Here is a 14,128-nt window from a genome sequence, read left to right as displayed (position 1 = left end):
ATCTGCTCTCGCAGTTACCAGGCAACTTCGGCGGAGCGATCGTAGTGGTTCAGCACATGCCGGAAGGATTCACCGAGTTATTTGCGCAGCGTCTGCACGAGTCCTGCGCCATCGACGTGAAGGAAGCTCGCTCAGGCGATCTGCTGCTCGCCGGGCGCGCACTGATTTGCCCCGGCAACCGGCACATGCGCGTGAAGCGCATGCCGCTCGGCGACATGGTGGTGCTCGGCGACGATGACAAGGTCAATGGACATCGCCCATCCGCGAACGTTCTCTTCCGCTCGCTCGCACACGATTTCGGAGCGAACGGAATTGCTCTTCTGATGACAGGAATGGGAGAGGATGGCGCCGATGCCCTGGGAGAAGTTAAGAGCGCAGGTGGGCTCACAGTAGCCCAGGACGAGTACTCCTGCGTGGTGTTCGGCATGCCCAAAGCTGCAATTGAACGCGGACATGCTATGCGGGTGGTCTCGCTGGATGCGCTGGCGAATCTGTTGATTCGTCACTGCAATCCGTCGAAGCAGCCCGAACAGTCAGAAGTTGGATTGGAAGCATAAGGCAAAGCTGTAAGGAGAAACGATCATGGAGCAATTTGCTGCATTGGTTAAGGCGAAGGACAACAAACCATTGCGCTACCTGATAGTCGATGACTCGATCTTCGCGCGCAAAAACCTCGCCAAGATGCTGGAGTCCTTTGGCGGCGAGGTTGCGGGTGAAGCCGGCGACGGCTGCACGGCCATCACCGAGTACGAGCGCGTACATCCCGATTTGGTACTCATGGACATCACCATGCCCCAGATGGAAGGCATCGAGGCCGCGGAGCGCATCGTGCGCCAATATCCAAATGCGCGCGTAGTGATGGTATCGTCGGTGGGATACCAGGAGAACATCGTGGCGGCGCTGCAGAAGGGCGCTCGCCATTTCGTGCAGAAGCCGGTCAAGGCCGACGTTCTGTATGAAGTCGTCCGCTACGTCATGGGAGACGATGTGCTCACCGCGCAAACCGTGAGCGCTGGAGGAAAATAGTCATGAAGATGGAGCTGATCCAGCCTTTCATCAACTCCGCCGACGCTGTGCTCGCCCAGAGCCTGCAATGCGAGACTCGTGTCGGCGACGTGAGCATGGAAGACGAGATCTATCGCCGTAAAGGCGTCGCCGCAATTATCGAGATTAACGGTGACATCGAAGGACGCATCATCCTCGATACCGACCCAGGCACTGCCATGCACATCGCCGCTCATCTTGCCGGAGGCGAAGTGGACTCTTCAGACGATCTGGTGCGGGAAACCATTTGCGAACTCGCCAATATGGTCATCGGAAATGCCATCACCAGCCTCAACGATCAGGGATTCCGTTTCAAGATCTCGCCACCGCAAGTTCATGCCGCCGAGCACGGCCTAAGCGGCAACGAAGAAACCGAGGCCCTGGTGATGTGCTTCGAGACAGCAAAAGGCAGCGTCTTCATGAATATCGCGATGCATTACAAGCGAAGACGAAAAGAAGAGCGCGCGGCAGCAGTCGTGGGATAAAGGAATCGGGTGATCGGGCGAAGTAGCAACCCTAGGCTTTCGGCGTTCGGCTCTCGGCAGTCGGCCTGCAAGCCGTTTCGTTGTTACTCCAGAAACCGTTCATTGGCCGAAAGCTGATGGCCGATTGCTGACAGCCCTGCTTGCTACTTGACCCGATGGCCCGATCACCCGATTCCCTCATCCTCCCACGGCAATAAACACCGGACTAAGCCTGCACGAGGTTGTTGTACATGTCGAATCTGTGGGATCGATATTCGGAGCCGGTATGCGAATCGGCTTGCCGTTCGCATCGGGGAGTTCCGAATCGGTTGAAGTAAGAATCACAGATGCATTTCGGGAATCGCGATTCGCGGTAAAGACCTTCAGGCTCTCTGAATCGGACGCAATCCAAACCGGACTTGGCGTCTGATCGGCCGCACTGATCGTGGAAGACAGTGAGATCGTCTTCGAGACAGCAAGGCTCAAGCTGTTGATTACGCTGACCGAATTCGAATCCCTATTCGCAACATACAGCCGGGTGCCATCGGCTAACGCCGTTACCGAAACGGGATTCGATCCTACAGCCACGTTGGTTACATTCTTAAACGCCGGAGAGGTGGGATCGGCGTTGATTACGCTCACCGTGTTCGATCCCGGATTGGTGACTACAACCCGCTGGTTTCTCGCGTCGAACACAGCATAATTCGGCGAAGCTCCAACCGTCAGGGTAGCAATCACGCTGTCGCTCGTAGCGTCAATGAGACTTACCGTTCCAGAACCTTGATTCACTACAAACACGCGGCTGCCGTCAGCTGAAGGAACCGCCCAGACCGGGCTCGATCCCACAGGAATCGTTGCTACCGCGTTGTTGTCAGCCGTAGAGACCACGGTTACCGAATTATCGCCACGGTTCACAACATAGATCTTACTGCCACTTGGCAAAGCAGCGAGATTCACGGGATTGGCTCCAACTTGAATCTCGCTTTGAAGGGCGAGTGGAAATCCGCCCAGCACACCCACGACGCGCCGTCCGAATTCGGCTACGTAGACGAAACCGGCGGCGTTTGCCAGCGAAATCGGATGCGCTCCAGGCGGCAAACCGATGGTGGTTGGCGCCGACACGCTGACAGGCTGGCCCGCTGTAATGCTGTGCTGGTCGACATGCTGTGAGATCGTGTCATTGTCGAAGTCTGCCGTGGTCACCTGGGCGGTGATTCCGTTATTCTGCACCAGCGCAAATACCGGACTCAGACCTACCGGAACAACTCCATCCACGGTGTCGCCGGAAACATTGATGTCGCTGGCCTGGCTCGTGACTCCGGCAGGATTGCAGGAAGTCAATCCCTGACCTCCAAGTTGGCAAGCCGTCATCACCGCGAAACGAAAGCTTTGAGGATCGGGAAAGGGTTGCGGCAGCGGAGTCGCCACCGGCCTGAATGTGTCACCACAACCGCATATTAGAAGGGAAAAAACGGCCGCCCAAGCCAGGGTGGTCAAGCGAGAAAACTTCATCCCAACTCCCGAATGTATTTGGTCCACTGGAACGATTGTAAATAGAGGGTGAGCACACGCGCCACTTGCAACGTGGGCCGGCACAATAATGTTCGTTTTCGTGGTTGAGCTTACTTGGTTTAGTTTACGTGGTTTTGATTACGTGGTTCCGGCCGCCCTGGCCGGTACAGAGCTGAAGATATCCCAGGTGGTCGAATTCGACGAGGAGTTCGCCAATCTTCAATCTGACGGTGAGGGAATATTCGCTCAGGAAGGGATTTTTGTAATTTAAGCCGTGTCCGGCCGGGGCGGCCGGAACCATGCTGGCAAAATTACGAACGCTATCTGGCTGCCGGCGCCGGATTCGCCTTATAGGTGGGCGACAATTCCCGCAAACGCGCAATCGTCGCCGGAATCACCGACAAGGCAAAATCAACATCCTCCTCCGTATTCTGCTTACCCAAACTGAACCGAATACTCGCCCGCGCCCGTTCCGGCGCGAGACCTATCGCCGTCAGCACATGCGATGGTTCAATTGCGCCCGAAGAGCAAGCCGCACCTGTGGAAACCGCCAGCCCTTTCAGATCCAAGGCGATCACCATCGCCTCTCCTTCAATGTGGTCGAAAAAGACGTTGCTTGTATTTGGAACACGCGGAGCGCGGCCGCTGTTCACTCCTGCCGCATCAGTATCGTTTAACAGCTTCGATTCCAGCCGATCGCGCATTCCACGAATTCGCCCTACGCTGCCGTCCGCAAATCCGCGCAGAGCAATCTCGGCAGCACAACCGAGCCCAATGATTCCCGGCAAGTTCTCTGTGCCTGCACGCCGCTGGCGTTCGTGATTTCCCCCAAAAAACAAAGGTTCAATCAACGTTCCGCGCCGTATGTACATGGCGCCAGTTCCCTGAGGACCGTGAAACTTGTGTCCCGAAATGGAAAGCAGGTCACAACCAATCCTCTTTACATCGATCGGAACTTTGCCGGCCGCCTGCACAGCGTCACTATGAAAATAAACATCAGCCTCAGCGGCAATCCGCCCAATCTCCTCCACCGGCTGCAAAACGCCGGTTTCATTGTTCGCCATCATGATGGAAATAAGCTTGGTGTTCGGCCGCAACGCCCCCCTCAGCTCATCTGGATCAATAAGCCCTTGCTCACTCACCGGCAGATATGTGACCTCAAAGCCCCGCTGCTCCAGCCGCTTGCAGGCATTGAGCACGGCATGATGTTCAATCTGGGAAGTAATGATGTGATCGCGTGCCCGAGCTATGCCGAAGATGGCGAGATTGTCGGCCTCCGTGCCGCCGCTGGTGAATACAACCTCAGCAGCGCGGCATCCGAGCAGTTTGGCGACGGACTCCCGCGCCCGCTCAACCGCCGCCCGCGCGTGCTGTCCGTGATGATGAATCGACGAAGCATTGCCAAACTCCTCGAAATAATACGGACGCATCGCCTCAAACACTTCGGGAAGAAGCGGAGTGGTCGCATTACTGTCGAGGTATACCCGGTGCATGAGTCTATTGTAGGCGAATGATCCAGCTAGTGTGGCATGACAATGCGATTGCTAAGGCTCGGGGCGAGTGCCTGAAAACCGCGTACATCGAAAGTGTAGATTCGTTGACAGCCCGCCTTTTCGGCGGCCCTCAAATGAACGAGATCGTGAACGCGACCGCTCACGAATCCCATACTTGCGCAATCTTCAACGATGCTTCGATAGTCGCTATTACTCAATGAGACCAACTGCAACGCGGGCAGGATATCGTCCGACAAGATTTGCCAGACGTCTATTGGTCGGAAACGCGGAACGAAGGGTGTTCGTGTCATCACCGAATAAATTTCGGTAAGCCCGTGCGCGCTGATGAAACCTTGATACTTTCCCGCGCCGATATCGTCCATGAGCGGCTTGCACCGCCCGTAGTGGACGTGAGTGTCTACAATACTCGCGACTACGATATTGGTATCTACATAGACCTTCACCGTTCGTAAAGTTCCCTGTCGCGAAGCTCACGGTCTTCTTCCACGAGCCGTTCCCAGTTGATATCCCGCGGTGCCTTTCCTGTGTACACCCAGCGTCCATTTCGCTTGACTAGACTGCTTCGGGAAACAGCGAGTCGAAGCAAGAGACCATCGGAATTCTCTGAGAGCTCCAGGCTGGACCCTGCCTTTAGACCTAACCTGTCTCGAAGAGGTTTAGGAAGAACGATACGCCCAGCCTTGTCGACACGAACATTCATAAACAGGAATTATGCCATTTTAGAATGGCAAATGCCATCACATAATACCATTTGCAGTTCCAGCAACTAGCCGCGACGAAGCGCGGCTTGAACCAGCTTCAAACGTTCGTGTCTATCGTCTATCCATCGGCACGTATTTATTCGGGTACCGCGGCCCAATGTACTCCGCGCGAGGCCGAATCAATCGGTTGTCGTCGAGTTGCTCGATGACGTGCGCCGCCCAGCCTGCAATACGGGAGACAGCGAAGACAGGAGTGAAGAGATCGACGTCGAGTCCCAAAGTCGTATAAGTCGACGCCGAGTAGAAGTCCACGTTGGCGTTCAGCTTCTTCTCGGCGTTGATGTACTTCTCGATCTTACGCGACATGTCGAACCACTTGGGATTGCCGCTGGAGCGTCCCAGATCCTCAGACATCTTGCGCAGGTGCGTGGCACGGGGGTCTTCCGTGGTGTAGACGCGATGCCCGAAGCCAGGGACTTTCTTCTTGTCCGCCAGCATGCCCGTCACATGTTCCACTGGGTCCCTCCCGGCTTTGTCCAGCGCGAACAGCATGCGCATGACCGCCTCGTTGGCTCCACCGTGCAAGGGCCCCTTCAACGCGCCGATGGCGCTGGTGATCGCCGAATGCATGTCTGACAAAGTCGCAGCAGTCACGCGAGCAGCGAATGTGGATGCATTCAGTTCGTGGTCGGCATGAAGGATGAGGGCGATGTCGAGGGCTTTTTCTGCGGTCGCAGAAGGCTTCTCGCCGGTGAGCTGCAGCAGAAAATTAGCGGCATGCGAAAGCTTCGGATCGGCATCCACCACCTTCTTCCCTTTTCGGATTCGATCGTAAATGGCAACGATCATCGCGATCTGCGATGTGAGTGCGTATGCCTTGCGCACGTTCGAATCGTGATCGACCGCTTTCTCATCGGGATCGTAGAAAGACAACGCGGAAACCGTGGTGCGCAGAACCTCCATCGGCGTGGCGCTCTTCGGGAAGCTCCGCATCATCTCGATGATGCCAGGATCGACCTTGCGCGACTCCGCCAGCCGTTGCCGGAAGTGCTCCAGTTCCTCTCGTTTAGGAAGTGTTCCGAACCACAACAAGTAGCAGACTTCTTCAAAGTTGGAGTTCTGGGCGAGTTCGTGGATGTCGATGCCACGATAAGCAAGAACGCCTTCGTCACCATCGATATAGCAGATTCCAGAATTAGCGGCGACGATTCCTTCAAGACCTTTTGTGGCGGGCGTTGTCGACATTGAGACCTCGAACGCTCTCGATTTGACCCAAAGCAAGCACGCGACCACAGTGAGCCGCATCGCGCAGAGAGCAACCCTCTGTTATATCCGAAAACCTTTTAGGGCGGCAAACCCGGAAAGGCGAACACGAAGGTCACGAAGCACACACCGGAGGTCACGAAGCTTGGTCGAGGGTGTCTGGAGTCGCGAGTCGCTTGCTGCCGTGCTAAACGCGGAAAAGAGATGATCAGCCGAGAGCCTAAGCCCTGCCGTTCTTCGTGACCTCTTCAGTTGCCTTTGTGGCCTTCGTGTTCGGCTTGTGGGTTTTCTAACTGGGCCAGATCGACAATGCCGTCTTACCCAGAATCTGCTGCTTCGCTGCATCGGTTATAGGCAGACTGCGAAAATCCTCCAGGTTCTGCTTGATCTCGGGCACCCCAGGACCCGGCCAATCCGTACCGAACAGCGTTTTGTCCGCAATCTCCTGCAGCCGGGGAAAATACTTCAGCAACGTCTTTGGAGGAATTCCGCTGATGTCCAGGTAGACATTCGGATGCCGTCTGACCAGAAAGAACGCCGTTTCCATCCACAAAGGCCGCCCGCCATGCGCCAAAATAATTTTCAATTTAGGAAAATCAACCGCCACATCGTCCACATAGATAGGATCGCCATACTTGTTTCGGGCACCGGGGAAAATTGAGGTTCCCGTATGGACCATTACAGGAATACCGCTCTGCTCAGCGACGCGATAGACGGTCTCCAACTCTTTCATGCCATTTAGATAGTCGTTCGGATAAAGCAACTGATGCGGCGGATGCACTTTGATCATGCGTATCCCCAAGCGCACGATCTGCTCCATGTCGCCTTCGACATTTGCCGTGTGTCGTGGATGAACGCTGCCGCAAGGAATCAAGCGCTTCGGATTCTCTTTCACGTAATTGGCGACGAACTCATTGACCCCAGATGTGAAGCCCATCAGGTCGGGAGCCACATAGTTGATGAGCACTGCACGATCGACGCCGATCTGGTCAAGGTGATGAAGGAATTTCTTAGGAGAGCGACAGAACTCAACGATCTCGTCAAAATTAGCCCGCTTCTTCTTCATCACAGCCAGTGCCGCCGGCTTGAACATATCAATAGGCTGAATGTGAACGTGGCAGTCGGTGATCATGAAAGTTAAGGAATCCATTCATCGAGCAACGACTGCCCCCCGAAGCCAGCGGCTGGAACTCGACGACAAAGTCCAGATCGCTACGCCCGGGATCGAATTCGGAGCTAAGCGATGAGCCGAACAAAGCCAGTCGCCGCACACGAAATCTGCGGCAGAGTGGCGCTTGCAGCCCGGCGCTTGTCTCCCATCTCGCGTTAAGGGTTAGTGCTCGGTTCCCGCCCACTGAATGGCATTAAAAAGCAGTTTGAACGTTCCTTCGGTCTGAGCCCGATTCTGGACTCGGAATCCGAGCAGAGCGATCCTCCCCTTACCATAAGTAAGCGTGACCGCTGCAGCGTGCCGCGCCAAACGATCCGCTCCGTTGATCCAGCCCGACAGCAGGATGTCCTCCGAATCTGTCGGGTACCAGGCAACGACAGAACGCTCGATATCTGCTCCTGGAATTGTCGTCTGATACGCAATCGGATCGCTTACAAACGCCGCAGCCTCTTCCGGCATTCCGTAGGCCAGCGGATTTTTCGGATCGACATCGATGCGGAGCAGTGAACCAGGAGAAGAAAACTCTTCTGGACGTACCTTTGCCAGGATGTTCCGAACCGGAACATTGAACTCCTCGATGGGCAGCTCCCCGGAAGACGCAAGCGTGATCAGGGTGCCTCCGGCCTCAACGAAATCCTTAAGCGCCTTTACACCCTCTTTGCCAATGCCGCCGGCGTACTCCGGCGGCAGCTCCTCGAAGTAGTCCGCCGAGCTCCCGTCCTGGGGCTTCGGCTTGCCGTCGACGATCATATTCTTTTCCATATCGGGAAGGACGATGGCATCGAATGAGGCGTTCAGATTCCCCGCCTTCATGGTCTTGTTATCGATGTTTTTCAGGTTGAACTCATATTGCTCGAGCAGCCACCGCGTCCAGCCCTCGTCCATGGAGGCATTCCAGGGCTTGTAGAGTCCGACGCGCACTTCCTTGAGCGTGGCGGTTGCAACATTCGGTTTTGGATCCAGGCCTCGCACTACGACGTGATACTTCGCCGCAAGTTGCTGCAAGTCGCTCGATGGCTGAAGCAGCAGCGTGCCCGGGGCATAGTGAACGCCATTGGCGGCAAATCCTTCTTTGGCGATCGAAACCGAATGCTTCGTCCTCAAGGCCGTGTTCAGCAACCGAGTGCTGTTGTTGGTCTGTGGTGAGAGAGCGTAAATCGGGCTGCCGCCCTCGACTCGTCCTTGCGGCCAGTCGGAGTCGTTGATCTTTCGCGCTCCCTTGGATACTTCCGGCGGCAACAGCTCTTTGGTGACATCCACACCCATCAACAGCGGCAATGTCCATGCAGTCACATCGTAGGGACGCAAAGGCGGCTGCCCAACGGCCACACGGACCTTGGGATAGCGCTGGCGGCCCAGCAGCTCGCCTACGAACCGTCCATAAGGCTGTGCGGTGGGGATGAGGAAGTCATTCCCATTTGCGGAAACGAGTACCTCTGCGCCGTGTTCTTCCAGAAGATGCGCCAGCCTGGCCGCGGTGACCGGATCGCGCTGGTCGCGATGGATTCGCCAAAATTCATCCGGCTTGCCGTCCTTGATCTGCTCCATTGCCATCTCTTCTGTTCCGCGCACAAAATCTTCGCGGTGATACGTGGCCGTCTCAAGAATCGCGTCTGAGGCGATGCGCTCGTAATCCATGATGTCGCGCAACCGCCAGGTGCCGCCGGCCCATGGATTGGGAAAATTGGCGGTCTTCATGTAATCAATGAGGCCCTTGCCGCCTCCGGAGAGTTCAGTCGGAGACAGAGTGATGGGCGTCGCAATCCGCGCGGAAGCTGCTTCGGTGAGCAGTCCGAAGATGTTCTTGAACTGCGGCGTGCCTTCGGTAGCCCCCGGCCAGTACTGGTCGTAGACATATCCATAGACGACACCCGGCTTATGCTGCTGCTCGAGGCGCCACGCCATGGTTGATCCAATCACGTTGATGCCACGCCACATGAGCGGACTCACTGAGGTCGCGATCGGGTCAGTATAAGGCGGCACAAAGAGCCGCGGTCCAATGGATCCCATCTGGTGCTCGTCCAGCCATATTTGCGGATACCACTCGTGATATGCGGCGTGGGTCATGGCTCGCGTTTCCTTTTGCGTGAGCATGTACCAGTCGCGGTTGTCGTCGTGACCAACGTAGGAGTGATAGAGCCACGGCATGCGTCCGCCTTCGTATTTGGTGCCGACGTACTTGCGATACCAATCCGTGACCATGATCTCTCCATCGGGATTAAGCGACGGCACCAGCAGCAGGATCACATTACTCAATCGGCGCAGCGTCTCAGGATCTTCCGCCGTAATAAGCGCGTGTGCCCACTCCATGGCCATCTGTGAAGAGCCGATCTCGGTGGAATGGATATTGCAGGTCACCAGCAGAATTACTTTGGCCTCGCGAACAAGGCCATCAATTTCCTGCTCGGAGCGTCCGCGAGGATCAGCAAGCTTGCGCGCGATCTCCTGATACTTGGCCTTGTTCTGCAGATTCTCCTTCGTCGAGATCGCCGCCAGGATGAACTCGTTGCTTAACGTTGTCTGGCCCATGTTCTCGACCTGAATCCGCGGAGACTTTGACGCCAGGTATTTGAAATAAGAAACGATCTGGTGATAGTCGGCAAGCTTGCGATCTGCCCCGACTTCGAAGCCCAGGAACTGCGAGGGAGTCTGGATCTTTTCGGGAGAAGCATCCGGCGCGGGACTCGCAAGTGCCGAAAGGCCGAGGAGCGCACACACTAAGACAGTCTGGAGGGTGAGGATGAAAGATTTCATAGGAACTCGCTTCGTTGAATCAGATATGGAGCCGTGGCTCGAATTATTGGGAGCAGATTATAACCTGAGTTTCTGGAGTAAGGACGCTCCGTCGACTACATCTGCCGGGTCGCACCGTTGCCCATGCCTGCCGCCGCCAGCACGGCACGCTTAGCGAATACTCGAATCATCTCGCGACGATATTCCGGAGTAAGCAGCGATGTGGTGAGAGGCTTGGCCATTTTTGCCGCCAACTCGCCGACCACGGCTGCCGCGTGTTCGTTGAGTGCCTTGCCAGCCAGCGCGTGGCTCGCTTCCTTCACCAGCAGTGGCGCTGGGTTCACTCCTGTAATCGCCATGCGCGCATCGGCAATGATGCCTTGAGCGTTTTTCTTCAGTGCCGCTGCGACTCCGGCGAGCGGATAATCGATCGATCCTCGCAGGCGCAGCTTTTGATAGACACCTTCGTATCCAGCCATCCGTTCCGGCAAAAAGACGCGCGTTACCATCTCGTTCTTTGCGAGCTTAACGCGCGCATCGCCGATGTTGGTGTAGAACTCGGCCAGAGGAAGGCGGCGATTGCCCGTTGCTCCAGCGATCTCTAACTCTGCTTCAAGACAGAGCAGCGCGGCGGGAGAATCCGCGGAAAAGGCTGCCCAGCATTTCTTCCCCCCGGGCGCCACATGGCAGAGATCGCCATCCTTCTTTATGCAGAAGCCGCAGGACTTTCGCCAGGTGAGCGACTGGTTATACCAAAGGCAGCGCGTGTCCAGACAGATATTGCCGCCGATCGTACCCATATTGCGCAGGATCGGCGATGCCACCGTCGCCACCGCCTCGCGCAATACGGGATAACTGCGTCGAATGAACTCCGAATCCTCGATCGTGCTGAGCGTCACCAGCGCACCGATCTCGGTGCCGTATCCCGAAATGGAACGGATACTCCTCAGTTCTTCAATGCCACGGATGTCGAGGAGATACTTCGGCGTAAACAACCGCTGCTTCATCGATGGCAGCAGGTCGGTCCCGCCGGCGATAATCTGGATGTCGGGCGTGTGTTGAGCAAGGTAGCCGACGGCGTCTTCAATCGAGCGTGGGCGTAGGAGTTTGAATGGCGGAAGGCTCAAGGATGCATCTCGTCAGATACCATTATCTGGAGTAGGAATGACATCAATCGTCTCCCGCATCCGGTTCGTTGGTAGCTCCCGCCCGTGCCGGATCCGCCGGATGGCGCATCGGACCGCGCCCCTTAAACCATAAACTGCCACCGTGTTCGCGGAATTGTGTGGGTTTTGAGGCCTCATTCGAGCCGCGGAAAGCTGCTTTTTGTGCCTCATTACGCGCCTTAATTGCCGCTAAAACGCGGTCTGGAGTGAACGGAGCTTCCCTTAAACGCACTCCGATCGCGTCGAAAATAGCGTTGGAAATGGCGGGAATGCACGCCGCGAGCGATCCTTCCGACGCTTCTTTGGCGCCGAAAGGGCCTTCGGGATCAATGCTTTCGACGATATAAGTGATGATTTCAGGCGATTCAACCGCCGACGGAGACTTGTATTCGAGCAGTCCAGGGTTCATTAATAGGCCATCCTTCCAGACCATTTCCTCCTGTAATGCCTGCCCTAAACCCATCCAAACGGAGCCAATAACCTGTCCTTCGACGCTTACAGGGTTTAAAGCGCGCCCACAATCGTGCGCAGCCCAGATCTTATGGACGGTAACGACACCCGTTTCCTCGTCCACACTGATCTCGGCAACCTGCGCAGAGTACGAATAAGCAGGCGAAGGACCGACTCCAGCGCCTTTATGTTTGCCTCCACGAGCCTCTGCAGGGGGCGCGTAAGATCCGGTTCCGGTCAGCGCAGCGCTGAAATCGATAGCCGCAACGACCGCTTCTTCGAACGACATCTGGTCTTTTGGACCTTCATCCTTGCGCTTTTGCTGCACAGAATGCCGCAGAATCTGCCCTTCGACACGTCCGGAGACGCTGGCTGCGGTGTCCGGAAGCACCAAAGCCGCGCCGCTCTTGGTTACCAAATCATCGCGCATCGCGATTTTTTCCGGCGCACAAGCCATCTTGCGCGCGGCCGCAGTGACGATTTTTTGCTTCACTTCTTCCGCAGCACGCTTCGCAGCATTGCCGTTCATGAACGTCACACGGCTCGAATAAGAGCCGATATCGACCGGAGTGAGGTCCGTGTCAGCCGCCACAACTTTCACTCTTGCCAGGGTGCATCCGAGCACTTCGGCCACAATTTGCGCAATCATGGTGTCCGATCCCTGGCCGATATCCGATGCTCCGGTGTACACAACCACGCCGCCATCGCGATCAATCTTGATATTCACCGTCGAATGCGGCATATCCGAACGAATAATCGAGTTCGCAGCACCGCTTACATAGTGACTGCAACCCATTCCCAGACCGCGTCCGCGCCCAAGCTTCCCCTTTCGGGACGCCCATTCTGAGCCTTGGAGAACCTTATCTATGCACTCTGGAAGCCCATAACTCTGTACGCGAAGGCCGTTGATCGTGATGCAAGGCGGCTTGAGCAGGTTCACGCGACGAATTTCTGCAGGATCCATATGGATCGCAACGGCCAATTCATCCAGTTGCGATTCGAAGGCGAAACGAACATTTACTGTGCCGTGTCCGCGCATGGCTCCGCACGCAGGCTTGTTGGTAAGCACGCGATATCCGTCGTAACGGATATTGGGAATGTCGTATAAAGCGCCCAGAAGCGCCCCGGAGTAGAGGATTGTAACGACTCCATAAGAGCAATAAGCGCCGCCATCCTGAATGACTCGCGCCGCAACGGCGGTGATTCGGCCGTCCTTCCTAACTCCCGTTTTGAGATCGACGATCGTTCGCGGTCTTCCGCGATGTGCCCAGAAAACCTCTTCGCGCGTATAGGTGATCTTTACCGGAGCTTTGGCCTTACGAGCCGCAACGGCGGTGATAATTTCCAGCGGAATAATCTCGCTCTTACCGCCGAAACCGCCGCCCACAAGGGGCTTAATGACGCGAATCTGCGCCATCGGCATCTCGAGGACGATGGAAAGTTTGTGCTGAAGGTAGTACGGAACCTGAGTCGACGACCATACGGTCAGCCGTCCCGGTTGCCCAGTTTGGGAATCGAACTCGAAGCTTGCGAGAGTGGAATGCGGCTCCATCGCCGCATGTGTCACTTCATTGGCAAGATATCGATCTTCGAGTATGTACGCCGCTTCGCGAAATCCTTGATCCGGGTCGCCAAAGACGTGGTGATAATCCTTCTCAACGTTGTTCGGCTTCTCCGCATGAATGAAGTCGGAAGTGGCCTTCATCGACTCTTCCGGATCGAAATACGCCGGCAGTGGCTCATATTCGGCGTCGATGAGCTCGAGAGCGCGCTCGGCAACCGACTCCGACTCGGCGACGATACAAGCCACGTTGTCGCCGACGTAACGGACTTTGTCCACGGCAAGCGCGGTTTCATCGTGCCCGACAGGAAGAATTCCGTACTTGTTGGGAGCGTCATGGCCCGTCACGATTGTGACTACGCCGTCGACAGCCAGCGCGCGAGTCGCGTCAATGCGCTTGATGACTGCATGCGGATACGGCGAGTGTAGAATCTTGGCGATGAGCATTCCGGGAAGGGTGAGATCGTCAGCGTACTTCCCTGCTCCCGTGGTCTTACCGGCCGAGTCGATAAGCGCTACCGGCTTTCCGATGACTGAGAACTCTGACAT

The 14,128-nt window shown here is 56.2% G+C and carries 14 protein-coding genes; 4 read left to right on the top strand and 10 right to left on the bottom strand.

From position 1 onward, the window contains the following. The 3 genes from DMG62_14770 to DMG62_14760 form a co-directional block, all read left to right on the top strand. Window positions 1–557 (top strand): chemotaxis response regulator protein-glutamate methylesterase (locus DMG62_14770; protein PYY22229.1); only part of this gene is annotated, 557 nt, incomplete at its 5' end. A 25-nt stretch (window positions 558–582) separates the two neighbouring features. Beyond that, the gene (locus DMG62_14765; GenBank protein ID PYY22228.1) at window positions 583–1,026 is read left to right on the top strand and encodes a hypothetical protein; all 444 of its coding nucleotides are present in this window, start codon (window positions 583–585) and stop codon (window positions 1,024–1,026) included. Window positions 1,027–1,028: 2 nt separating this feature from the next. Continuing rightward, window positions 1,029–1,529 carry a hypothetical protein gene (locus DMG62_14760; GenBank protein ID PYY22227.1) on the top strand — a complete coding sequence of 167 codons (501 nt, stop codon included), beginning with the start codon at window positions 1,029–1,031 and terminating at the stop codon, window positions 1,527–1,529. Window positions 1,530–1,706: 177 nt separating this feature from the next. Here DMG62_14760 and DMG62_14755 read toward each other — a convergent pair whose 3' ends face one another. Then, the gene (locus tag DMG62_14755) at window positions 1,707–3,020 is read right to left on the bottom strand and encodes a hypothetical protein (protein PYY22226.1); all 1,314 of its coding nucleotides are present in this window, start codon (window positions 3,018–3,020) and stop codon (window positions 1,707–1,709) included. A gap of 88 nt (window positions 3,021–3,108) precedes the next feature. On the opposite strand from DMG62_14755, the gene DMG62_14750 reads away from it, so the two are divergent. Continuing rightward, on the top strand, window positions 3,109–3,291 hold the full coding sequence (locus DMG62_14750; GenBank protein ID PYY22225.1) for a hypothetical protein: 183 nt from the start codon (window positions 3,109–3,111) through the stop codon (window positions 3,289–3,291). A gap of 49 nt (window positions 3,292–3,340) precedes the next feature. Here DMG62_14750 and DMG62_14745 read toward each other — a convergent pair whose 3' ends face one another. The 9 genes from DMG62_14745 to DMG62_14705 form a co-directional block, all read right to left on the bottom strand. Continuing rightward, entirely contained in the window at window positions 3,341–4,513 is a 1,173-nt protein-coding gene (locus DMG62_14745; protein ID PYY22224.1) for a cysteine desulfurase NifS, read from the bottom strand. A gap of 26 nt (window positions 4,514–4,539) precedes the next feature. Further along, on the bottom strand, window positions 4,540–4,977 hold the full coding sequence (locus tag DMG62_14740; protein PYY22223.1) for a hypothetical protein: 438 nt from the start codon (window positions 4,975–4,977) through the stop codon (window positions 4,540–4,542). After that, the gene (locus tag DMG62_14735; GenBank protein PYY22222.1) at window positions 4,974–5,234 is read right to left on the bottom strand and encodes an AbrB/MazE/SpoVT family DNA-binding domain-containing protein; all 261 of its coding nucleotides are present in this window, start codon (window positions 5,232–5,234) and stop codon (window positions 4,974–4,976) included. Before DMG62_14735 ends, DMG62_14740 begins: the two co-directional genes overlap by 4 nt. A 112-nt stretch (window positions 5,235–5,346) precedes the next feature. After that, window positions 5,347–6,480, bottom strand: a complete 1,134-nt coding sequence (locus DMG62_14730) for a citrate synthase (GenBank protein PYY22221.1) — start codon at window positions 6,478–6,480, stop codon at window positions 5,347–5,349. 307 nt (window positions 6,481–6,787) lie between these two features. Then, the gene (locus DMG62_14725) at window positions 6,788–7,648 is read right to left on the bottom strand and encodes a hypothetical protein (protein PYY22220.1); all 861 of its coding nucleotides are present in this window, start codon (window positions 7,646–7,648) and stop codon (window positions 6,788–6,790) included. Beyond that, window positions 7,593–7,799: a hypothetical protein gene (locus tag DMG62_14720; GenBank protein PYY22232.1), complete on the bottom strand. Its 207-nt coding sequence runs from the start codon at window positions 7,797–7,799 to the stop codon at window positions 7,593–7,595. The genes DMG62_14725 and DMG62_14720 overlap by 56 nt, the downstream gene beginning before the upstream one ends. Window positions 7,800–7,831: 32 nt before the next feature. Continuing rightward, window positions 7,832–10,423: a hypothetical protein gene (locus tag DMG62_14715; protein PYY22219.1), complete on the bottom strand. Its 2,592-nt coding sequence runs from the start codon at window positions 10,421–10,423 to the stop codon at window positions 7,832–7,834. A 95-nt stretch (window positions 10,424–10,518) separates the two neighbouring features. Beyond that, on the bottom strand, window positions 10,519–11,529 hold the full coding sequence (locus DMG62_14710; protein PYY22218.1) for a 4-hydroxybenzoyl-CoA reductase subunit beta: 1,011 nt from the start codon (window positions 11,527–11,529) through the stop codon (window positions 10,519–10,521). Between the two features lie 43 nt (window positions 11,530–11,572). Further along, window positions 11,573–14,128, bottom strand: a complete 2,556-nt coding sequence (locus DMG62_14705; GenBank protein ID PYY22217.1) for a 4-hydroxybenzoyl-CoA reductase subunit alpha — start codon at window positions 14,126–14,128, stop codon at window positions 11,573–11,575.

Source organism: Acidobacteriota bacterium, from assembly GCA_003225175.1.
Lineage (GTDB): Bacteria > Acidobacteriota > Terriglobia > Terriglobales > Acidobacteriaceae > Gp1-AA112.
The sequence above is the reverse complement of the archived record's forward strand: the minus strand, read 5'-3'. Positions and strand labels throughout refer to the sequence as shown.

Coding starts and splice junctions, on each gene's coding strand:
- DMG62_14735 (PYY22222.1), bottom strand. CDS start 5,234: ATGAATGTTCGTGTCGACAAGGCTGGGCGTATCGTTCTTCCTAAACCT.
- DMG62_14730 (PYY22221.1), bottom strand. CDS start 6,480: ATGTCGACAACGCCCGCCACAAAAGGTCTTGAAGGAATCGTCGCCGCT.
- DMG62_14755 (PYY22226.1), bottom strand. CDS start 3,020: ATGAAGTTTTCTCGCTTGACCACCCTGGCTTGGGCGGCCGTTTTTTCC.
- DMG62_14745 (PYY22224.1), bottom strand. CDS start 4,513: ATGCACCGGGTATACCTCGACAGTAATGCGACCACTCCGCTTCTTCCC.
- DMG62_14725 (PYY22220.1), bottom strand. CDS start 7,648: ATGGATTCCTTAACTTTCATGATCACCGACTGCCACGTTCACATTCAG.
- DMG62_14760 (PYY22227.1), top strand. CDS start 1,029: ATGAAGATGGAGCTGATCCAGCCTTTCATCAACTCCGCCGACGCTGTG.
- DMG62_14715 (PYY22219.1), bottom strand. CDS start 10,423: ATGAAATCTTTCATCCTCACCCTCCAGACTGTCTTAGTGTGTGCGCTC.
- DMG62_14765 (PYY22228.1), top strand. CDS start 583: ATGGAGCAATTTGCTGCATTGGTTAAGGCGAAGGACAACAAACCATTG.
- DMG62_14750 (PYY22225.1), top strand. CDS start 3,109: ATGTTCGTTTTCGTGGTTGAGCTTACTTGGTTTAGTTTACGTGGTTTT.
- DMG62_14705 (PYY22217.1), bottom strand. CDS start 14,128: ATGTCAGAGTTCTCAGTCATCGGAAAGCCGGTAGCGCTTATCGACTCG.